The organism is Paenibacillus hunanensis, from assembly GCF_014645615.1.
Classification (GTDB): domain Bacteria; phylum Bacillota; class Bacilli; order Paenibacillales; family Paenibacillaceae; genus Saccharibacillus; species Saccharibacillus hunanensis.
This window is the reverse complement of record NZ_BMMB01000012.1, coordinates 44610-67862: the sequence shown is the minus strand read 5'-3', so window position 1 is coordinate 67862 and position 23253 is coordinate 44610. Positions and strand designations below refer to the sequence as shown.

General features: G+C 47.6%; 18 protein-coding genes and 1 rRNA gene. 18 read left to right on the top strand and 1 reads right to left on the bottom strand.

Going from position 1 to position 23253, the window contains the following annotated elements; all coding sequences use genetic code 11:
* Window positions 1–121: 121 nt before the first annotated feature.
* From rrf to IEX62_RS21020, 6 genes are all read left to right on the top strand, one after another.
* A 5S ribosomal RNA gene (gene rrf, locus IEX62_RS21045) occupies window positions 122–238 on the top strand.
* 458 nt (window positions 239–696) lie between these two features.
* On the top strand, window positions 697–2496 hold the full coding sequence (locus IEX62_RS21040; protein ID WP_188777984.1) for a sensor histidine kinase: 1800 nt from the start codon (window positions 697–699) through the stop codon (window positions 2494–2496).
* 810 nt (window positions 2497–3306) lie between these two features.
* Entirely contained in the window at window positions 3307–4080 is a 774-nt protein-coding gene (locus tag IEX62_RS21035) for a response regulator transcription factor (protein WP_188777982.1), read from the top strand.
* 282 nt (window positions 4081–4362) lie between these two features.
* Window positions 4363–5688, top strand: coding sequence for an extracellular solute-binding protein (locus tag IEX62_RS21030; protein WP_188777981.1), 1326 nt, complete (start codon window positions 4363–4365; stop codon window positions 5686–5688).
* A gap of 46 nt (window positions 5689–5734) precedes the next feature.
* Complete coding sequence (locus IEX62_RS21025) at window positions 5735–6613, top strand: carbohydrate ABC transporter permease (RefSeq protein ID WP_188777979.1); 879 nt, start codon at window positions 5735–5737, stop codon at window positions 6611–6613.
* A gap of 15 nt (window positions 6614–6628) precedes the next feature.
* Window positions 6629–7519 (top strand): carbohydrate ABC transporter permease, encoded by an 891-nt coding sequence (locus tag IEX62_RS21020; RefSeq protein ID WP_188777977.1) that lies wholly within the window; start codon window positions 6629–6631, stop codon window positions 7517–7519.
* A gap of 330 nt (window positions 7520–7849) precedes the next feature.
* On the opposite strand, the gene serS is transcribed toward IEX62_RS21020, so the two are convergent.
* Window positions 7850–9283, bottom strand: coding sequence for a serine--tRNA ligase (serS, locus tag IEX62_RS21015; RefSeq protein WP_188777975.1), 1434 nt, complete (start codon window positions 9281–9283; stop codon window positions 7850–7852).
* 586 nt (window positions 9284–9869) lie between these two features.
* Between serS and IEX62_RS21010 the strand changes: the two genes are divergently transcribed.
* From IEX62_RS21010 to gltX, 12 genes are all read left to right on the top strand, one after another.
* Entirely contained in the window at window positions 9870–10277 is a 408-nt protein-coding gene (locus tag IEX62_RS21010; protein ID WP_188777973.1) for a hypothetical protein, read from the top strand.
* 473 nt (window positions 10278–10750) lie between these two features.
* Window positions 10751–11209, top strand: coding sequence for a CtsR family transcriptional regulator (locus IEX62_RS21005; RefSeq protein WP_188777971.1), 459 nt, complete (start codon window positions 10751–10753; stop codon window positions 11207–11209).
* Window positions 11210–11235: 26 nt separating this feature from the next.
* Entirely contained in the window at window positions 11236–11760 is a 525-nt protein-coding gene (gene mcsA / locus IEX62_RS21000; RefSeq protein ID WP_188777969.1) for a protein-arginine kinase activator protein McsA, read from the top strand.
* A gap of 13 nt (window positions 11761–11773) precedes the next feature.
* A complete protein-coding gene (gene mcsB, locus IEX62_RS20995; protein ID WP_188777967.1) occupies window positions 11774–12847 on the top strand; it encodes a protein arginine kinase in 1074 nt (357 codons plus the stop codon).
* A gap of 19 nt (window positions 12848–12866) precedes the next feature.
* Window positions 12867–15338 (top strand): ATP-dependent protease ATP-binding subunit ClpC, encoded by a 2472-nt coding sequence (gene clpC / locus IEX62_RS20990; RefSeq protein WP_188777965.1) that lies wholly within the window; start codon window positions 12867–12869, stop codon window positions 15336–15338.
* Between the two features lie 212 nt (window positions 15339–15550).
* A complete protein-coding gene (gene radA / locus IEX62_RS20985; protein ID WP_188777963.1) occupies window positions 15551–16927 on the top strand; it encodes a DNA repair protein RadA in 1377 nt (458 codons plus the stop codon).
* Window positions 16928–16939: 12 nt separating this feature from the next.
* Window positions 16940–18016, top strand: coding sequence for a DNA integrity scanning diadenylate cyclase DisA (gene disA / locus IEX62_RS20980; protein WP_188777961.1), 1077 nt, complete (start codon window positions 16940–16942; stop codon window positions 18014–18016).
* 55 nt (window positions 18017–18071) lie between these two features.
* Window positions 18072–18803: a CDP-diacylglycerol--serine O-phosphatidyltransferase gene (gene pssA, locus IEX62_RS20975; protein WP_188777959.1), complete on the top strand. Its 732-nt coding sequence runs from the start codon at window positions 18072–18074 to the stop codon at window positions 18801–18803.
* Window positions 18804–18917: 114 nt separating this feature from the next.
* The gene (locus IEX62_RS20970) at window positions 18918–19988 is read left to right on the top strand and encodes a PIN/TRAM domain-containing protein (RefSeq protein ID WP_188777957.1); all 1071 of its coding nucleotides are present in this window, start codon (window positions 18918–18920) and stop codon (window positions 19986–19988) included.
* Window positions 19989–20149: 161 nt separating this feature from the next.
* Window positions 20150–20848, top strand: a complete 699-nt coding sequence (gene ispD, locus IEX62_RS20965) for a 2-C-methyl-D-erythritol 4-phosphate cytidylyltransferase (protein ID WP_188777955.1) — start codon at window positions 20150–20152, stop codon at window positions 20846–20848.
* On the top strand, window positions 20845–21327 hold the full coding sequence (gene ispF, locus IEX62_RS20960; RefSeq protein WP_188777953.1) for a 2-C-methyl-D-erythritol 2,4-cyclodiphosphate synthase: 483 nt from the start codon (window positions 20845–20847) through the stop codon (window positions 21325–21327). Before ispD ends, ispF begins: the two co-directional genes overlap by 4 nt.
* A gap of 50 nt (window positions 21328–21377) precedes the next feature.
* Entirely contained in the window at window positions 21378–22841 is a 1464-nt protein-coding gene (gltX, locus tag IEX62_RS20955; RefSeq protein WP_188777951.1) for a glutamate--tRNA ligase, read from the top strand.
* Window positions 22842–23253: the final 412 nt, after the last annotated feature.

Genomic DNA, 23253 nt, shown 5'->3' with positions numbered 1-23253 from the left:
GGAAGTGCAGCAATGCATGGAGCTGACCAATACTAATCGGTCGAGGGCTTATCCTATCTTCTAAAATCGCGATGATTCGTTTCGGATTCAGTTTTCAGGTGATTAACCTGTAGCAAGAACGTTTGGTGATGATGGCGGAGGGGTTCCACACGTACCCATCCCGAACACGACCGTTAAGCCCTCCAGCGCCAATGGTACTTGGACCGCAGGGTCCTGGGAGAGTAGGACGTCGCCAAGCAATGAGGAAGAGACATGATCCACTATGGATCGTGTCTCTTTTTTTGTTGTTTTCTGTTATTACCTTTAATTGTATATTACATAATGGAGTCGTCTGCGTTATGCTATAGGATAGGGTTTAGTGTAAGATAGCGAAGGCGAGAATAGCTATGAGAGAAGGAAACAAGCAAAGATAGAAAGTAAAGTCATAAATAGTAAAATAATAAATGAAAAAATAAGTAGTAGCGCAATAATAAGATAGACATAGGAAAGCTGCAAACAAAAGAGTTACACATAAAAGAGTTACACACAAGATCGTTATCAAAAAGCGTGATAGGAAGCCAAGCAGATTTATGGGTAGCGAATTAGAGCGATTGGTAACATATAAGAATTAGAGTAGTTGGTAGCCTATAAATGGATAGCATATAAATAGAGCAGACGATCGTATTTGGCGTTTATAGCGAAAGAAAGGCGATGAATATGCTGCATGTGTTGAGGAAATGGAATACGCTTCGCAATCAGGTGCTGTTTGTGTTTCTGTTTGTGATGGTGATTGTGTTGCTGGTAGTGAGTGTGATGACGTTTCGACCGATTTCTTCGATGCTACAGGCGAACACGGAGCATCAGATTCAGCAGGTGGCGGTAGAGGCAAATGGGCGCTTTGAATCGTTATATGAACAGGTGAATATGGTATCCAAGCTCGTGACGACGAATGAGAATGTGCAAAATGTATTGCTACGTAGATACCATAACAATGAAGTATCCTTTAAGGATCGGCAGGAGCTAAAAGGGATTGTGAATACGATTCAGGCGAATTCGGATGGAATCTCTTCTTTTGAGCTATATACGAAGCAGTCTGAGCGCATTTTGCCGTTGGATGGGGTGAGTCCAACGGGGCGGATTACCGAAGAATGGATTGCTAGGGCCGATCAGGCTGGGGGACGGTTAGTCTGGCTTGGTGATGATCCGACGGATAAGAACTATTTTTTAGCGATTCGACGGGTGAATCTGATGGAGCAGCATTATACGACAGGTGGCTATTTACTTGTGAGTATGTATCGTTATTATTTTCAATTTGCTAATCAGCAGCTGGCGAGTGCGGCAGATCAGTATTCGATTTTGCTAGGTCAGAATATGGAGACGATTAATTCTAACTATAATGGGTCGTTGACGGCGATTATCGATCATCCACAGCAGATGCCGATCGTAGAGCTAGATGGGCAGCAGTATATTATGGCAAGGCAGTTGTCTGCGATTACGGGCTGGACGGTTTTGATTTTAACTCCTGTAAGCGCTTTATACGAAAGCATTCATGTGCTTCGTAACGGGATTGTGTATGCAGGAGTGATTGGCATTGTGATTTATTTTATTTGTTCGTACTTTCTATCGACGCTGATTACGAAGCCAATTGTGCGCTTAACTCATACAATGCAGCAGGCAATTGCAGGCCCAATGACGCTGAATCCGAAGATTAACACGGTTAACGAGATCAATGAGCTGAATAGCACGTATAATCAGCTGGTCAAAGAAACGAATCATTTGATCAAAATGGTATATGAGAAGGAGATCATTCGCAATCGGAGTGAGCTTAAAGCGTTGCAGGCACAGATTAATCCGCATTTTCTATTCAATGCACTCGATGCACTGCGCTGGTCATTGGAGGATAAGGAGCAGGAGGAGCTAGCTGAGCAGGTTGTGGCAATGTCGAATCTGTTCCGTTACACGATTACCCGTCAACATGATGATGAATGGGTGCTGCTACGAGATGAGCTACGACATATCGATAATTATATGGAAATTATGAAAATGCGCTTTGGAGAGCGACTGCATTATCGTGTGAGCGTACCGAAGGAAGCTCTGAGTGTACGTATTCCACGTCTGCTTATTCAGCCATTGGTGGAAAATGCAATTTTGCATGGAGCGGGAAATAAGAAAGGGGACAGTACGATTACGATATCGGCTGAGCTTAAGGAGGAGCAGGAGCAATTACAAATCGTTGTACAGGATGACGGGCCAGGGATGTCAGCGGAGATGCTGGAACGCGTGCAACGCTCGATGGAAAATGGAGGCTTTTCGGCATATGGAGGGATGATCGAGGGGCAGATCAAGAATGCAGAATCGAATGGAAATGGCATTGCTTTATCGAATGTATACCAGCGGCTACAGCTTTATTTTCCAGAACAGGAGGGCTCGCGTATTCATATTGAGAGCCAATCTGGAAGGGGGACAAGGATTAGCTTGGAGATTCCATTTCATACGGCTGAGGTAAGGCAGGGATAGAAGGTATATGGAGGAAATGTAAAATGGATGAATATCAGTAGTGTAGAAAAAGAGACATGGCGGATGAAGCTATACAGTAGTTCGCTGATGCATGCTAGCTGGAGATTGGATGAAGCTATACAGTAGCTTGCTGAAGCATGCTAGCTGGAGATTGGATGAAGCTATACAGTAGCTTGCTGAAGCATGCTAGCTGGAGATTGGATGAAGCTATACAGTAGCTCGCTGAAGCATGCTAGCTGAAGATCGGATGAAGCTATACAGTAGTTCGCTGATGCATGCTAGCTTGATATTAGATGAATCTGCACAGTAGTTCGCTGATTCATGCTAGCTTGAGATTAGATAAAGTGGCACAGTAGCTCACCGAAGCATGATAGCTGAAGGTTAGATTAGAGCGAGCTGCATAGTGGATCGCAATGCATAAAGCCTGAGTGTAGATGGTAATGAGTGATCTCCTATTCTTGAGGCAAAACTAACTAGTAGTAGCCTAAAATGCCCTGTAGTGTGTCTTTAAGATCAAGCAATTGATGCAGTATAATGCATCACGATGTGCTGTAATCCGGTCTTGAATCAAAGCAAACGGAGTGTAGATTAGGGTACAGTAGAGATCGGATGTAGGATGAAAAAAGCTGTATCGTCCATCCAGCTATACGCTAGCATAGGGTTGCTTCACAGTAAGTCAGAGCCCGATTCAAGGGTAATGGCGTGTCTTTTGTAAAATGAACCAGGAACGATATGATGGATCAAAATATATCTTGAAACTGAGCTCTGCTAGAACAGATAACGATTAGATCAAAGGGGGCAATGCATCGCATGTATAGCAAAACGATTTTGATTGTGGATGATGAGCCGCGTACACGGCAGGGCTTGAAAAAGGTGTTGGATCAGTGGTGCGAAGGGAAGTATCAGGTGATTATGGCTGAGAATGGCGAGGAAGCGATTCATATCGTTGGTCGACAGCAGATTCATGTGTTGTTAACGGATATTCGCATGCCGGAGATGACGGGGCTAGCGATGCTACAGCAAATACGATCGCAGGGGCAAACGCCTGTCGTTATTTTAATCTCAGCATATTCAGAATTTGCCTATGCACAGGAGGCAATTCGGCTTGGAGTAGTCAATTATTTGCTCAAGCCGATCAGTAAGTCGGATCTAATCGAGGCTGTGGAGAATGCGCTTGGAGTGGAAGCGAAGCAGACGCGTGCGACGATGATAGAAAAGGTTGTAGATGATAAGCTGCTCCAGGTGAATGAGAAGAGCCAGACAGCAGGGGAACGTATTCGAGAAGCAATCCATTATATCGATACCCATTTGCAGGAGGAGCTGACGCTCAAGGAACTGGCCGACTATATTCATTTGAATCCGAGTTATTTGAGTGTGCTGTTTAAGGAGCAGATGGAGCTGACATTCAGCGAATATGTAACCCGACAGCGTATGCAGCGTGCGAAGGAGCTACTTATTTCAACGAGCTTGCCGATCAGTGATATTGCGGAGCAGTCAGGATATCGGACGGCGAAGTATTTTATTAAAATATTTAAGGAACTGGAAGGCATTACGCCAAGCACGTATCGTAAATCGGTTCGTTGAGAGAGTAAGGAAAGCAGGTGGAGTTGCTGTTATTTTTGCTTGTATCTATGTGCTTCTAAATACTACTCCAGATGAGGATATAAGACACGACTCTATTGATTGTAGCTACTCTATTGATTGTAGCTACTCAGGCGATTCAAACAGGATAAATCCACTCGAAATACCAAATCCCCAAACAAAAGAGAATTTTTACCAATGGTTGTTGCCTTATGTGGATTCGAGTCAACTGCTAGACTTGAGCTATAGTCAAACGGCTATGAACCCACAAAGGAGGTAGTTTCAATGTTAAAAAAGAAAGCGCTTCCCATAATGTTGGCTGTATTGCTGATGATGTCTTTTGCCCTCGCGGGCTGTGGTTCTTCTGCCAACAATGCGGATGGTAGTAATGCGGCTAGTGGTGGACAGACGGTGATTAAATTTATGCATTTGTGGCCGGAGGGTAGCTCGAAGGCGCAGTATACGATCGTGAATGATATTATTCAAGATTACGAAAAACAGCACCCAGATGTGAAAATCCAAACGGAAATTCTCGGTAATGATCAATATCGTGAAAAGCTGAAGGTGTTAGCTTCGTCCAATGAGCTTCCAGATGTAGGCATGACCTGGTCAGATGGCTTTTTGAAGCCTTATGTGGAGGGTCAGCTGTTCACACCGCTGGATGATGTGATTGATGCGAATCTCAAGGATGCCTTTATCCCGGGTGTGAAGGAATCGTACGCGATTGATGGTAAAACATACGGCATGCCGCTGGAGCTGAACATTTCCTACATTTTCTACAATAAGGAAATCTTCAAGAAGTATAATCTCCAGGTACCTAAAACATACACAGAATTCAAAAATATCGTAAATACGTTAAATCAAAATGGTGTGATTCCAGCAGCGGTTGGTAATAAAGAAGGCTGGCCGGGCTCGTTCTGGTTTATGTATCTGGCGGATCGCATCGGTGGCCCAACGATTCTGACGGATGTGATTCAAGGTAAACGCAGCTTTAACGATCCAGATATTTTGAAAGCAGCGACTGAGGTTCAAAATCTGGTGGATATGAACACATTTGAAAAAGGGAATAGTGGTCTGTCCAATGATGAAGCAAAGGGCTATTTTATGAATGAGCAGGCAGCGATGTTCCTGACAGCCACATGGGAGCTGCCCAACTATACGACTAGCAAGGATGTACCGCAGGAGTTTAAAGATAAGATCGGTTATTTCAAATTCCCACTGTATGAGGGTGGAAAAGGAACAGATATTAACAGCTATGTCGGTGGCCCGGGTGTTGGTCTGTTCGTAGCGGATCATTCTCAGGTGAAGGAGCAGGCGAAGGACTTTGCTGCTTTTCTGGTGAAGGAATGGGGCAACAAATCGGTGACCGATGCAGGTGTGATTCCAGCTACGAAGGTGGATACAGCAGACAAGAAGCTTGATCCGATGTATGTGGAGATTTTAAAAGATTTGAATGGAGCTTCTAACGTAACAACGTACTTTGATACTCAGGCGAGTCCGAATGTAGCGGAGCTGCATCATGATCTGATCGCAGCGCTGTTCGGCAAGCAGATTACACCACAGCAATTTGTTGATCAGACGGCGGCTGCGCTGGCAGAGGAAAAGCAGTAGTAACGTCGCTACACTGTGGAATGGGATCAAAGGGAGGCAATCCATTATGAAAGCTGTCATGTCTAACAGGGCTGCGATTGCGATGTATGTGCTGCCGGCACTGCTATTAATTATGATCATTATCTATGTTCCACTCGTGCTTACCGGATACTACGGGATGATGGATTGGAAGGGCTTTGCGCCGATGAAGTTTATCGGATTCGGCAATTATAACAAGCTGATCCATGACTCCATGTTCTGGAAAAGCACATATCATTCGGTACTGCTCGGCATCTTCTCTACGCTTAGCCTGTTCATCTATCTAGCGGTATCGATGGTGCTGGCAAGCCGGATCAAAGGTGCTAATCTATTTCGCAAAATTTATCTCATTCCGATGCTACTGTCCTCGGTTGCAATTGCACAGCTCTGGTCGAAAATCTATGACCCGGCAAACGGAATGCTGAACAATCTACTGATGGCATTTGGCGTAGAAAATCCACCGTTATGGCTGTCTGATCCGAATATTGTGCTGTATTCGATCTTCGTACCGATTGTATGGCAGTATGCAGGGTTTTACATCATTATTTACTATGCTGCTCTAAAAAATGTATCGGAGGAAGTCGTAGAGGCAGCAACGATCGATGGTGCAACCGCATGGCAGGTGGCGACGCGTGTGAAGCTGCCACTTATCGCTCCAGTGTTCAAGGTGACGATTATTCTTGCACTGGTCGGCTCACTCAAATATTTTGACCTGATCTTCGTGATGACGGGCGGTGGGCCAAACCATGCGAGTGAGGTTATGGCTTCGTACATGTATGGCGAGGCGTTCAGTAAATACAACTTCGGGTACGGAAGCGCGATTGGTTTTGCTTTGCTGGTGATCTGTCTGCTGATGACCTGGCTTATTCGCAAACTGACGGCATCGAACGAAGATGTCCAATACTGAGGAGGGAAGGGACCAATGAGTGAATTGGCTGCACGTAAGCGATCCGATGCAGACTCGGGCACGCATGTAAAAGCAAGATGGGTAGGACGAATTGGCTTTGGTATTCTATATCTAATACTCGGTATTCTGGCTGTCATTCAGATTTATCCGTTGCTGTGGCTGTTCCTGTTCTCTTTAAAAACGAATCAGGAAGTGTTCGGCATGTCGCCATTTGCACTGCCGCAAAATCCGCAATGGGGAAATTATCCAAAGGTATGGAGCCAGGGGCATATTAATCTGTATTTCCTCAATAGCGTCTGGTATACGGTGGCGGCGGTTGTTTTGACGATTGTACTGGCGAGCTTTGTGACCTTTGCGATCACACGGATGCATTGGAAGCTAAGCAAGCTGGTTTTGGGACTGTTCATCATCGGTTTGATGATTCCACTGCATTCGACGTTGATACCGCTGTTTAACTTTTTCAAGCATGTGAATCTGATTGATAATCCGCTATCGGTCATTTTATCGTATACAGCATTTAATTTGCCGGTAACGATTATGATTTTGCTGGGCTTTTATCAGGCGATTCCACGCGAGATTGAGGAGGCAGGAGTGATCGATGGCTGCTCGGTGCATCGGATTTTCTTCCGTATTGTGTTGCCGCTGACGACACCGGTAATTGCGACAACGGCGATTATTAATATGATCTATAACTGGAATGAGTTCGTGTTTGTGAATACATTTATTAGCTCGGATCGTTGGAAAACGCTGACGGTTGGGGTGAACAACTTTGTCGGTCAGTATTTAACCGATTGGGGTGCGATTGGCGCGACGCTGATGATTAGCATTATTCCGATCCTGGTGGCGTTTTTGCTACTGAGTAATCGGATTGTGGAAGGATTGGCGGCTGGGTCGGTGAAAGGGTGAATAGTAAGTAGAATAGGATTGGATCGTAAATGTATAAAGATACATTAGAGCAGTGAGGAGCAATGATATATCTTTATGCCGAAATCGTCGCAGAAACATGTATGGAAATAGTCTTATACGAAAATAGCGCCGCTTCTAACTCAAAGAAGCGGCGCTATTTTATATGAATAGGCTTATTCGCAAATAAGCAGATGAATGGGAACCCCTCCGCCATCATCACCAAACGTTCTCACCTACAGGTTCATCACCTGAAAACGGAATCCGAAACGAATCATCGCGATGTTAGCAGTTAGGATAAGCCCTCAACCGACAAGTTGTTTAAATAGCTAATTAACCTTCAATATGATGCAGGTTTGGCGCTTGAATACGCTCCAGCCCATTCAAATACGGACGCAACGCTACCGGAATATAAATGCTTCCATCCTCCTGCTGATGATTTTCCAGTAAAGGAATTAGGATGCGCGGCGATGCGACAGCGGTGTTATTAAGCGTGTGACAGTAACGGAGCTTACCATCCCCTGTACGATAGCGAATATTTGCACGGCGTGCTTGAAAGTCGTGCAGATTCGACGACGAATGCGTTTCGCCATATGCCTGACGACCAGGCATCCAGGTCTCGATATCGTATTGCTTGTACGTTTTTTGCGACATATCGCCGATACAGACGGCTACAATCTGGTAAGGCAGCTCTAGCAATTGCAGGAGCTCCTCCGCATTGGCAGTAATCTCCTGATGAATCTGCTCCGATTGCTCTGGATCAGCTTCACATAAAATAACCTGCTCTACCTTGGCAAATTGGTGCACACGATACAGACCGCGTACATCCTTACCTGCCGAACCGACTTCACTGCGGAAGCTTTGCGAAGCGGCTGCGAGCTTGATTGCTCCATGGCTCAGATCGACGACCTCATTTTGATAATACGAGACCAACGCGACCTCCGAGGTACCGGTTAGCCAGTGATCCTCGCCTTCGATTTTGAACGTCTGATCCATACCGAGTGGGAAGAAGCCCGTGTTTTGCAGTGCTGCGCCTCTGACCATCATCGGAACTTCTAATGGCGTGTAGCCTTTACGGAGCAGCAGATCAAAGGCAAGCTGCTGCACAGCACGATGCAGCAATACACCCATTCCGGTCAAATAATATTGCCGGCTACCGCTGACCTTGACTCCCCTGGCAGCATCAAATAAGCCATGTAGCTCGCCCAGCTCTACATGATCTCGAATGGGAAAAGAAAATGCAGGCATGTCGCCATACTGCTTCAACACTATATTATCTGCGTCCGATTCGCCCTCCGGTGTATCTGGCGAGACCACATTAGGTACAAGATTCATCAATGTGTTGTACTGCTGCTGAAGCTGCTCTGCTTGGGGCTCTAGCTGCTGTAATTGCTGATTAATATCTTTGACCTGCTGTCGTAGCTGTTCAGGATTGATAGGTTCAGGAATGCTTGCAAGCTGCTCCTTCGAGCGAGCAGGAGTATGAGCTGGAGTTGTAGCCTTCCCTTGCTCTATAATCGTCGTTGGTGCTTGCTCTACAGCGTTTGGCGTGATAGCCGTCGTGTTGCTTGTCGGCTTTTTCATCGCTTCGCCGATCTGACGAGTCAATAGATTACGCTGCTGACGTAGCTGCTCGATCTGTTGCATAATTCCATTACGTACTTGATACGTCTGGGTAAGCTGTTCAATCGAGAGCGGAATGTGCTTTTTAGTGGCGATCTCCTGTAAAAGGGTGGCATGTTGCTGGATGTACTGAATGTCTAACATCGTATTCGCTCCTTGGGCATCGGGCAGTGTCTGTGCTGCCGCTTATTTTGTAAAACACAAAGAGCGCTCCTCATCAACTTGGGACGAGGAGCGCTCTGCTCGCGGTGCCACCCAATTTAATCAGAGACATAGTCTCCGATCCACTCAGGTTCCGCGATAACGGGCGAATACCGTTTAACTTAGGGACATTACTGCAACCGATCATAACGCTACATAGCAGTAACTCCTTGACGAGAACGCCTCCGGGTTGGATTCCCTTCACAGGCGATTTGCCGAATATGGATTTTGTCACAGTGTACAGGATGAGAAGGGGAGCGTCAAGGTGTAAACGAGATTTGGATTGATTTTCACCGCTGATGTAGGTGTACGGACTGTGGGGATAACACAGTAGTATAGCTAGAACTGCAATGATAGATAGACGATAGGGGATCGATTTGCGGGGGAATAAATAAACGTTTACAATGCTGATTATACACACTGGGGATGGCAACCAAACTCCTGTAACCATCCGCTAAAATGAGTATACATTCTCGACAAAAATGCAGATATAGTTGCATACATAATCACGAACAAAGGAGCGATCCGGATGGCAAAAAAGAAACGCAAGATTCCCCAGCTGATTTACCAGTATGATGGCGTTCAAAATAGTCCTGGTTATATTTTTATCGCTGTTAACGGAGGCGATAGGGATACACCATATCACAATCAGAGTGAGTATATGCTTTTCATCTATAGTGAAGATTTTGAGTGTATATTGCCCATCGTCAAGGCTCAATTTCCACTCGTTGATCCCTCTACGGGAGAAACGCATGACAGATTTGATCCGTGCTGGGACAATCCGATCGAGGCAAAAATATGGCATATTATTTTAGCCGAGCTGGATCAATTGCCTGTACAGGATGAGGAGCAGCGGCAGTTTATTCTTCAATTTACAACATGGATTAGAACAAAGCTGGAGAATGCAGATATGATTATTATTGAAGGTACACTGTAATGGCGAGACATAAAATGTAAGCTGCGTTCTTAACATGGAGCATGGTAATGCATCGAAATACAGATCGTATGGAAATGAATGACCATGATATTAAAAGTAGATTATCTGGGGATATATCAAATAGCGTAGTGTTAGAACTATTCATAGATATGCAGTATTGGCAAACCGGAATTTTATGGTATAATATTATAAAGTCAAAGAAAGTCAAAGTCAGCGAGCAAACCTGTTCATTTACTGTGCTATCAGGGAATTATGTTTTGCTACGCGAATTCATTTTCATTGCACCTCGTGTTTGAAAATCATCAACACTTGAAATGGATGTGATGATGCCTGGAAATGGCGACCTAAATGTCACAATAACTGTGTTATGCATTCGTTTCTGACCATGAATGATATGGTTAAGTGTTATTTATGTAGACTTTGATATTATCATTGACGAATTCATGTTTTAACTATACATGGAGGAGGATACGATGCGTAATATCTCCGACATTATCGAACAATATTTGAAACGCATGCTTCAGGAGAGCGAAGGCGCGCTGGAAATTCAGCGTAACGATCTGGCTGACCAGTTTTCCTGTGTACCGTCGCAGATCAATTATGTGATCAGTACGAGATTCACATTGGAAAAAGGCTATCTGGTGGAAAGTAAGCGTGGGGGTGGCGGGTATATCCGCATTCGTCGTATTGAGCTACCTGCACAATCGACGATTCACACGCATATCCACGAAAGTATCGGTCAGAGTATGAGTCAGAGTGCTGCGGAGGGGCTGATCTATCAGCTTCTGGAGGCACGGCTGATCTCGAAGCGTGAGTCTGAGCTGATGCGTGCGGTTGTATGTAGAGATGTCATTTCAATCAATCTTCCCTACAGAGATGAAGTCCGTGCAAGAATGATGAAAGCGATGCTGATCGCCTTGCTCGGCTCTTGATCACTCGGGAGAAGGGGGTTATTTGAATGATTTGTCAGGAATGCCAGCAGCGGCCGGCTACCCTGCATTTCACCAAAATCGTAAATGGCGAAAAGACTGAATTTCACATTTGCGAGCATTGTGCGCGTGAAAAGGGGGAGCTGATCCCGGGCACTTCCGGAGGCTTTTCCATCCATAATCTATTGTCTGGATTGATGGATTTTGATGCAGGGAACAAGGCGAAGGTCGCTGGAACGCCAGCGCAGCAGCTGCAATGTCCAGAATGCGGAATGACCTATGTGCAATTCCGTAAGCTGGGACGATTTGGCTGTAGCTCCTGTTACCAGACCTTCGATCGCCAGCTTGATCCGATGCTCAAGCGTGTACATGGTAGCACTGCCCATTCGGGTAAGCTGCCAGCACGTGCAGGTGAGCAGATCAAGGTGAGACGACAGGTTAACGAGCTGCGCCAGCAGATGCAGCAGCGTATTGCCGAAGAGGAATTTGAACAGGCAGCGCAGCTGAGAGATCAGATTCGCGAGCTGGACAAGCAAATTTCACAGGAGTCGTAAGGAGGAATGACGTATGCCGAATCTCCGTTTTACCGAAAAGCCTTTGAGTGAATGGATGCAAAAGGGCGGAGATTACTCGGATGTTGTAATCAGCAGCAGGGTACGTATTGCCCGCAATCTGGTGCATCAGCCATTCCCGATTATCGCTTCCACCGAGCAAGCCCAGCAGGTACGCGAACGATTGACCGCTGCCTTGCAGGATGAAGGTGTGCAGGCGCAGGGACCATTTGAGCCGCTTGTGCTGGATGAGCTGGATGATGTCGATAAAGAAGTATTGATGGAGAAGCACCTGATCAGTCCGAATCTGATCAATGACTCACGCGCTGGAGCGGTATTACTGGCGGAAAATGAATCGGTGAGCATTATGATCAATGAGGAGGATCATCTGCGTATTCAGTGTCTGTATCCGGGCTTTCAGCTGGAAGAGGCATGGCAGCGCGCAACCGCGATTGATGATGCGTTTGAGCGTGTGGTCGATTATGCTTTTGATGATCGGCGTGGATATTTGACAAGCTGCCCGACTAATCTCGGTACAGGGCTGCGCGCTTCGGTTATGCTGCATCTACCAGCGCTTGCGATCATGAATCAGATTGGTCGTATTTTATCAGCGGTATCGCAGGTTGGTCTGGCAGTACGCGGATTGTACGGTGAGGGCAGTGAAGCACTCGGGAATATTTTTCAAATCTCCAATCAGATCACACTGGGTCTGTCTGAACAAGAGATTATTGATAATCTGCACAGTGTAGTCATGCAGATTATCGAATATGAACAGCATGCGCGCAGTCGGCTGCTGGACGAATCTCGTCTACGCATTACCGACCGTATTATGCGCTCGTATGGGATTTTGTCCTATGCGACCATGATGGATGCGAAGGAAGCCTTTCAACGTATCTCTGATGTACGACTCGGTGTGGATCTCGGTTTGATTGACCGAGCATCAGCAGGTCAAATGAACGAATTGCTGATTATGACACAACCGGGTTTCCTTCAGAAAACGTTCGGTGTTAAAATGGGATCAGGAGAACGCGATAAGTACAGGGCGCAGATGATCCGCGATACACTAAGTGATGTACACGTAGCAGACTAAACCGTGGAGGTGCTTGAATATGATGTTTGGCAGATTTACGGAGCGGGCGCAAAAAGTCCTGGCCCTGGCACAGGAAGAAGCGGTTCGTCTCGGTCATAATAACATCGGTACAGAGCATATTTTGCTTGGATTAATTCGTGAGGGCGAAGGCATTGCTGCCAAAGCGCTGATTGGTCTTGGTCTTGGACTTGAAAAAATTCAGGACGAGGTAGAATCGCTGATTGGCCGCGGTCAAGAGCAGCCTACCAACATTGCTTATACTCCGCGTGCGAAAAAGGTCATCGAGCTTTCGATGGACGAAGCGCGTAAGCTTGGTCATACGTATGTGGGCACAGAGCATATCCTGCTCGGTCTGATCCGCGAGGGTGAAGGCGTAGCAGCCCGTGTACTGAACAATCTGGGCATTAGCCTGAATAAGGCACGTCAGCAAGTATTGCAGCTGCTGGGTAGCAATGAGGCTGTATCCAGTCATCATGGTACACCTGCTAACGTAAGCACGCCAACACTGGATAGCCTGGCACGCGATCTGACAGCGATCGCTAAGGATAGCAACCTCGACCCAGTTATCGGACGTAGTAAAGAAATCGAGCGCGTGATTCAGGTACTGAGCCGTCGTACGAAAAACAATCCGGTATTGATCGGTGAGCCGGGCGTTGGTAAAACTGCCATCGCCGAAGGTCTTGCACAAAAGATCATCAACAACGAAATTCCAGAAACGCTGCGTGACAAACGTGTCATGACGCTGGATATGGGTTCGGTTGTTGCCGGTACGAAATACCGCGGTGAGTTTGAAGACCGCCTCAAAAAAATCATGGACGAAATTCGCCAGGCTGGCAACATCGTACTGTTCATTGATGAGCTACACACCTTGATCGGCGCAGGTGGAGCGGAAGGTGCGATTGACGCATCTAACATTCTGAAGCCTGCACTGGCACGTGGTGAGCTGCAATGTATCGGTGCCACTACACTGGACGAATATCGCAAATATATCGAAAAAGACGCAGCGCTGGAGCGTCGTTTCCAACCAATCACGGTGGATCAGCCATCTCCAGAAGAAGCGATTCAGATTCTGATGGGACTGCGCGATCGTTACGAAGCCCATCACCGTGTGAAAATTACCGATGAAGCGATCGAGCAGGCAGTCAAGCTGTCGGATCGTTACATCACAGACCGCTTCTTGCCGGATAAAGCGATCGACCTGATCGATGAAGCGGGCTCCAAAGTAAGGCTGAACTCGTACACTGTACCGCCAAATCTCAAGCAGCTGGAAAGCCGTCTCGAAGATATCCGTAAGGAAAAAGACGCGGCTGTACAAAGCCAGGAGTTTGAAAAAGCGGCAGCACTGCGTGATACCGAGCAAAAAATCCGTGAAGAGCTGGATACTACTCGTAATCAGTGGAAAGAAAAACAAGGTCGTACCGATTCCGAGGTAACACCTGAGGATATCGCGGATATCGTAGCTAACTGGACGGGTATCCCGGTAACGAAGCTGAAGGAAGAGGAAACCGATCGTTTACTCAACATGGAAAGCCTGCTGCATGAGCGTGTCATCGGACAGGAAGAAGCAGTTGTTGCTGTCAGCCGTGCGATCCGCCGTGCACGTGCAGGTCTGAAAGATCCGAAGCGTCCAATGGGTTCATTTATCTTCCTCGGTCCTACGGGTGTTGGTAAAACCGAGCTGGCTCGTGCGCTGGCCGAATCGATGTTCGGTGATGAAAATGCAATCATCCGTATCGATATGTCTGAGTACATGGAGAAGCATTCGACTTCCCGTCTCGTAGGTGCGCCTCCAGGATATGTAGGCTATGAAGAAGGCGGACAGCTGACAGAGAAAGTACGTCGTAAGCCATATTCTGTAGTCCTGCTGGATGAGATCGAGAAGGCTCACCCGGAAGTATTCAACATCCTGCTGCAAGTACTGGAAGACGGTCGTCTGACGGATTCCAAAGGCCGCGTTGTTGACTTCCGTAATACGCTGATCATTCTGACCTCCAACGTAGGTGCAGAAGCGATTCGCCGGAACACAACGCTCGGCTTCACTGCCACGATTGATTCCGGTGCAGAGTACAACAACATGAAGGGTAAAGTAACGGATGAGCTGAAACGCCACTTCCGTCCGGAGTTCCTGAACCGGATCGATGATGTGATCGTATTCCACTCGCTGGAAGAGAAGCATATCGCCGAGATCGTTACCCTCATGTCCGAAGAACTGCGTAAGCGTCTGCGTGAATACGCGGTCGACTTTACACTGACAGATACAGCCAAAGCATTCCTTGCGAAGGAAGGCTTCGATCCTGCCTATGGTGCGCGTCCACTGCGTCGTGCAATCCAGAAGCATATTGAAGATCGTCTGTCCGAAGAACTGTTGACCGGAAATGTCACCAAAGGTGATCACCTGATCATCAATGAGAAGGACGGCGCACTGACTGTAGAGAAGGCAGCGCCTTCCGAGCAGACAGATGAAGTATCTGCCAACCAGACGAAGTCCTAATCCACAGATTAGAATCACTTCGCTTTAACGAAAGCATCGTAAAAATAAAGGTTGGTTCCAAAGGCAAATCTGCCCGCGGAACCAACCTTTTTAATGTTATAATAGAATAGACTGCAAAATATTGTCTGCTATTGCCGGATAGTCTCCGGAATTAGCACTAAAATAAATGAAGTGTTAACATCAAGTTAACGTATAAATAGAAAGGGACGTCCATGGCAAAAGTAAAAACAAAATTTTTCTGTACCGATTGTGGATATGAATCACCGAAGTGGTATGGCAAATGCCCCGGTTGTCAGGCATGGAACACGATGGTCGAGGAAAAGGAAACCACTGCGGTTAAAACGCAGGGAATGAACTCCAGTCTGTTCCAGACCCAAACCACGCAAAAAGCACAGGCGATTACCGAGGTAGAAGCAGGTCAGGAACCGCGCATTCAAACCGGTATTCAAGAGCTAAATCGTGTGCTTGGCGGTGGTGTTGTGCCCGGCTCGCTCGTGCTGGTCGGTGGTGATCCAGGGATCGGGAAATCTACACTGTTGCTGCAAACTTCTCATGCGCTCACACAGGCAGGCTTGCGTGTGTTATATATTTCAGGCGAGGAATCGGTTCGTCAAACGAAGCTGCGTGCTGAGCGTCTAGGCGCATTGTCCAATGAGCTATTCGTACTGTGTGAAAGTAATATGGATCTGATCGAGGAAGCGATCGATAGCATCAATCCGGGCTTTCTCGTCATTGACTCGATCCAGACGGTATATCAGCCTGAGGTGACGAGTGCGCCAGGTAGTGTGTCACAGGTGCGTGAATGTACGTCACGCTTTATGCGTGTTGCCAAAATTCGCGGCATCGCGACCGTGCTCGTTGGGCATGTGACCAAGGAAGGTGCGATTGCTGGTCCACGGATGCTGGAGCATATGGTAGACTGCGTGCTGTACTTTGAAGGAGAGCGTCATCATACGTATCGATTGCTGCGTGCGGTCAAGAACCGTTTTGGCTCGACGAATGAAATGGGTATTTTCGAGATGCATGAAGAAGGCTTGACCGAGGTGTCGAATCCATCTGAGCTCTTCCTGTCGGAGCGTGCAATGGGAGCGGCAGGCTCGACGGTTATTGCCAGCATGGAAGGAACACGTCCGATGTTGGTAGAATTGCAGGCACTGGTTGCGGCAACGCATTTCCCATCACCACGGCGTATGGGGACAGGCATCGATAACAATCGCCTTGCGCTTATCATTGCGGTACTGGAGAAACGGATGGGCATGTTCCTGCAAAATCAGGATGCTTACCTGAACGTAGCTGGCGGTGTGCGACTGGATGAGCCGGCGGTCGATCTGGCAATTGCAGTCAGTCTCGCTTCCAGCTTCCGCGATGCACCAACCAAGCCAGATGATGTCGTATTTGGTGAGATCGGCTTGACCGGTGAAGTACGTGCTGTATCGAGAGCAGAGCAGCGTGTGAAGGAAGCTGCCAAGCTGGGCTTTAAACGGGTGATCATGCCGGAGAAGAGCATGAAGGGCTGGAAGCATCCTAAGGATATTCAATTAATAGGTGTAAATACGATAGCGGAAGCATTAAAGGCTGCGTTGGACTAGGGGGAACAGGGTATGAAGGAGCTCAGCCAGGCTGAGAAAATCAATCGTTTATTGAAAATGGTAGCGCCAGGCACTGCTTTTCGCGATGGACTGGAGAACGTGCTGCGCGCCAAAACGGGCGGACTGATCGTCGTCGGCTCCACCCCTCAGGTGATGGAGGTCGTAGATGGCGGCTTTTCGATCGATTGCGAGTTTTCGCCAAACTATTTGTATGAGCTGGCGAAGATGGATGGTGCGATTATTTTGAGTGATGATCTGAAACGAATTCTGTATGCTAATACACAGCTGATTCCAGATTCCTCGATCTCGTCGATCGAGACCGGGATTCGTCACCGTACAGCAGAACGCGTCGCCAAGCAGACGGGTGAGCTGGTGATCTCCATTTCGCAGCGTCGTAATATTATTACACTGTATAAAGGGAATTTGCGTTATGCGCTCAAGGAAATCGGTGTTATTTTGACCAAAGCGAATCAGGCGATTCAGACGCTGGAGCGTTATCAGGTTGTACTGGGTCAGGCACTGACGAACCTGACCGCATCCGAGTTTGAGCAAATGGTAACGATTGCTGAGGTCGCAGGCGTGATCCAGCGCGTCGAGATGGTGCTGCGTATTCAGACGGAGATTGATCGTTATATTACCGAGCTGGGTGCGGAAGGTCGTCTGATCTCGATGCAGATGGAGGAGCTGATTGGTACGATCGAAGAAGAGTTCCGTCTGCTGCTCAAGGATTACGGACGCGATATTAGCGAGGAACGTTTGAATGAGATCATTAATGGATTGAAGCGAATTACCGATAATGAGCTTATGGATGCGAATCAGATTGTCAAAATGCTCGGCTATCCGATGGCGGCAGCGCAATCCGAGGAAATCGTACCAACACGCGGCTATCGTGTGCTGAACAAAATTCCACGATTGCCTAATGTGATCATTCATAATTTGGTCGAGCGCTTCGGCGCATTGCATCATGTGATCAACGCCACTATCGATGAATTAGACGAGGTAGACGGCATTGGCGAGGTTCGTGCACGCACTATTCGTTCCGGTCTGGAGCGAATTCAAGAGCAAGTATTTATTGACAGACAAATCTAAAAGCGTTAGAATCGTAAAGTTAATTGGTTAATATATCCATCTTTGAGGTGACAAAATGATAACGAAATCAATTCCAAACCTGTGTACGCTGTTTAACCTGGGACTTGGAATGTTGGCTATTTTACTGGCGCTCAATGAAAATTATAGTCTGGCGGCTATTATGGTCATTGTAGCGATGTTAATGGATGGTCTGGACGGACGTATGGCGCGTGCGCTCAATGCGCAAAGCGAATTTGGGAAAGAGCTGGACTCCCTGTCTGACCTGGTTTCTTTTGGTGTAGCACCGATTGTCATTATGTATGCTATGGTATTCAAAGACATTAACCCTGTTCTTGCGATTACTGCGTCATTGATTTTTCCGATGTGCGGAGCGATGCGTTTGGCCAGATTTAATGTCAAAGCTGGAGTACCGGGCTATTTTACCGGGTTGCCGATTCCGGCAGCTGGTGGCGTACTGGCAACGTTGTCGCTTTTCCATAATGAAGTATCTACACCCTATATGGTCATCAGTACATTTATCGTATCGTATCTGATGGTCAGTCAGGTAAAATATCCGAATTTCAAAAAAGTCGGCATTCCGAAAAAAGCATTGTGGCTCGCACCGGTCGTGATTATCGCAGCGGTTGTGATTGCAATCATGTTCCCGGATCAAGTATCCAAGCTTATTTTCGTACCCCTTGCTGCTTATGCCCTTTACGGGTTCAAACAGAATATTCGCAAATTGATGCGCCGTCATCGGCAAACTCGTCAGGATGATGATAATCCATCCAAAGAGTCCCTTCGTTAAATCAAGCGAAGGCGGACGTATTAAAGCACACGATAAAAAGCATTTATTTCTCGACTTCACTTGGGGAATGAATGCTTTTTTTATTGGGAAAATGACAACAAAGGAGATAAACAGATGCTCGATCAACTCATTCAATGGAATATGGTGCTATGGCAAGGGGAGGGAAGTCCGCTACGCACATTTTTTGAAATTGCACTTATTTTAATGGCTGCACTGCTACTGTCGCTGATCATTCGGCGATTGCTGGTCGTCTTGGAAAAGCGCCGCTTGCAGGTGCTGGCGATGCCGATCGATAAGGTCATTTCTGCTTCCTGTGGGCTGCTGCTCGGACTGGTGCTCGGCTGGCTGGGGGCTTCGATCGTTGGCTGGTGGGAGCCTATGTATGAGATCGTGCGTACATTTCTCATGCTGACGCTCGGGTATCTCGGCATGCGTACCGGTTATGAGCGTGCAGGCGAGCTATTATTTCGAAAGCAAAAGATAACTGTAGCAGAGCAGCCTGATCAGGATACACCGCAGCCTGACGCGCCACAGATGCCATCCAAGATGGTAGAAGAAGCCTTGCCCACTACGATGCCTATGATCAGTGTGATCGATGCCAATATTGCGATTGATGGACGAATTGAAGGTGTGATTGAATGTGGCTTTATGAATGGGATTGTGATCGTGCCAGATTTCATTGTACAGGAGCTGCAATGGATTGCGGATTCCTCCGATACACTGCGTCGTCAGCGCGGGAAAAAGGGACTGGATACCCTCACCCGTTTACACACATTGCCTGGTATTGAATTAGAGGTGGCGACGACGCATTATTCGGAGACGTTGAGCGCAGATGAGCGACTGGTACAGCTGGCAGCAGCACGTAAAGCTGTTCTCGTTACCCATGATCGTAACTTGGAGCAGATTGCCGGGCTACATGGGATTCGAGTGCTGTCGATCAATCGTCTGGCAGCATTGCTAAAGCCGCAGCTGCTTGCTGGAGAGCTATTACAGGTACAGGTGACGAGAGCAGGAAAGGAAGCAGGACAGGGCATCGCACATCTGGAGGATGGTACGATGATCGTGATCGAGCAGGGACGCGAGTATATGGGGCGTGAGGTAGATGTCGTGATCACCAGTGTACTACAGACCGCTAACGGTAAAATGATCTTCGCCCGTCCGCATGATCCACAGATCGAGCAGTAAGGATAAGCGAAACAGCGACCGAGCCCCAAAACCACCAGCAAATCAACGAGTGTGCGGCGACGGACGCGGTGTCTACTCCTATTCGCTGTTGTGCTGTAGGTGCAGACGGGTATATTATTAAGGAATGGAATTCACACGCTTTATCGCTAAGGATGGGGATTATGGCACAAAAAGCCGGAATCATCGTGGTCGCAGCCGGTAAAGGCTCGCGTATGGGCACGGTGGAAAGCAAGCAGTATCTTAGGCTCCAAAACAAGCCGATCATTATACATACACTGGAAGTGTTTGAACGTTCAGAGCTTGTAGACGAGATCGTTGTCGTCACAGGAGCGGATGATCTGGAACGCTGTAAGGACTGGATCAAGGAATATGGATTGCTCAAGGTGACAGAGGTTGTCGCTGGCGGCTATGATCGTCAGGAGTCCGTGTACCTTGGACTTCAGCAGCTACAATCCGACTGGGTGATGGTGCATGATGGTGTGCGTCCGTTTGTCACGGAGCAGCAGCTTCATCACTGTCTGGAGGCTGCACAGCAGGTAGGTGCTTCCGTGCTGGCTGTACCGGTTAAGGATACGATCAAGCAAGTGGATCGTAATCTGCACATCGCGGATACGCCTGACCGTAGTACATTATGGGCCATTCAAACACCGCAGACCTTTCGCTATACCGATCTGCTTGCTGCACACCAGCAGGCAGAGGCAACCGGATTTCGTGGCACGGATGATGCGATGCTGGTTGAACGTTTGGGTACACCGATTACAGTCGTTGAGGGCAGCTATACGAATATTAAGCTGACCACACCCGACGATCTGGATTACGCTGCATATTTACTTGCTCGCAAGGGAGAGAATAGATCATGATTCGTGTAGGACAGGGATTTGATGTGCATCAGCTGGTCGAGGGCCGCCCGTGTATTATTGGCGGAGTGACCATTCCATATGAAAAAGGATTGCTCGGACATTCCGATGCCGATGTGCTGCTGCATACGATTGCAGATGCGGCACTTGGCGCACTTGGACTGGGTGATATCGGCAAGCATTTTCCAGATACCGACCCGGCATTCAAGGATGCGGACAGCGTAAAGCTGCTTCAGCATGTATGGGGTCTGATTCGAGAGCGTGGCTATCGTCTTGGCAATGTAGACGCGACCATTATCGCGCAAAAGCCGAAGATGGCACCCTATATTCCACAAATGGTGGAAGTAATCGCTTCTATACTGGAAGCGGAAGCAGCAGATCAGGTGAATGTAAAAGCGACTACAACCGAGTGGCTTGGCTTTACCGGACGTGGTGAGGGCATTGCAGCACAGGCAGTGATTTGTCTGGTGAAAGACGTCTAAATTGGAGTCCAGCAGGTAACTATTTTGTTGAATCAGGAGGAACTAATATTATGTCTAATGAAATTCGTGTACGTTATGCACCAAGTCCAACCGGACACCTGCATATCGGTAATGCGCGTACCGCATTGTTTAACTATCTATTTGCCCGCAGTCAGGGTGGCAAGTTTATCATTCGTATCGAGGATACGGACGTAAAACGTAATGTGGAGGGCGGTGAGGAAAACCAGCTGTCCTATCTGAAATGGCTCGGTATCGAGTGGGATGAGAGTATTGACGTAGGTGGCGAATATGGCCCTTATCGCCAAACCGAGCGTCTGGACATCTATCGTCAATACTGGCAAGACCTGCTTGATCGTGGACTGGCTTACAAATGCTATTGCACAGAGGCAGAGCTGGAGCAGGAGCGCGAAGAGCAGATCGCTCGCGGCGAAACTCCTCGTTACTCCGGTAAGCACCGTGATCTGACTCCAGAGCAATGTGCTGCCTATGAAGCAGAAGGTCGCGTACCAAGCATACGTTTCCGTGTACCAGAGAACAAAACGTATACGTTTAACGATATCGTCAAAGGCGAGATTTCGTTTACGACGGAAGATACAGGTGACTTCGTTATCGTGAAAAAGGACGGCATCCCAACGTACAACTTTGCGGTTGCACTGGATGACCACCTGATGAAGATTTCCCATGTACTGCGTGGGGAAGACCATGTATCCAATACACCGCGTCAGCTGATGATCTATGAAGCGCTCGGCTGGGAGCCACCGCAATTCGGTCATATGACGCTGATCGTCAACGAAAACCACAAAAAGCTGAGCAAGCGCGATGAATCGATCATTCAATTTATCGAGCAATATGATCAGCTGGGCTACCTGCCAGAAGCGTTGTTCAACTTTATCGTGCTGCTGGGCTGGTCACCAGAAGGAGAAGAAGAGATCTTCTCCCGTGAAGAGCTGATCAACATCTTTGATGCGAAGCGTCTGTCCCGTAGCCCGGCTGTATTCGATACGAACAAGCTGGCTCACCTGAACAACACGTATATCAAAAAAGCCGATACGGATCGTATCGCAGCGATGGCGATTCCGCATCTGCAAAAAGCAGGTCGTCTGCCAGCGGAGCTAAGCGAAGAGCAGCAAGCATGGGCACATGATCTGGTCGCTCTCTATCAGGAGCAAATGGTATCGGCATCCGATATCGTTGATCTGTCCGCGATGTTCTTCCGCTCGCATCTGGAGCTGGATACCGAAGCACAGCAGCTGCTCGGTGAAGAGCATGTGAAGACCGTTCTGCAAGCTTTGCTAGATAAAATCAAAGCTTCGGATGAATTCAGTCCAACCGTTGCAGCAACGCTGATCAAGGAAGTGCAAAAGGAAACAGGCTACAAGGGCAAACAGCTATTTATGCCGATCCGCGTTGCACTGACAGGCGAAATGCACGGACGCGACCTGAACCATACGATCTACCTGCTCGGTCGTGACCGCGTCATTGCCCGTCTGGAAGCACAGATCAAAGGCGCTTAACGAAAAGTATATTGTTTATTAGCGTATAGTCCGTTATAATGATCACCTGAACAGTGATTCATTTTTTCTATACGTTTAACTCGATAACAATTCGTTTTAACCCCCATATATAATGGCAATGATCAGGAAAAGTACATCTGTGTATGAAGTCTCAGAGAGGATGACTCTGCTGTATAACAGCGGATAGCTGCGAATCATCTACTTCATCCAGTTGGAAAATGCACCTGTGAGCTGCGGAGCCGAACCTTCCCGTCCGCTTTCACCCATTTTGAGTGAAAGCGGATGGCGAGCAAGTAGGCTCTGCCGTCTGGTCCTTCGTTACGGACTGTACAAGTTGGGCAAAGGCTGTCATCCATAGCGGTGCAGTCAGGCGAGCAGAATTCGCCAGTTTGTCCAAGCAGAGTGGAACCGC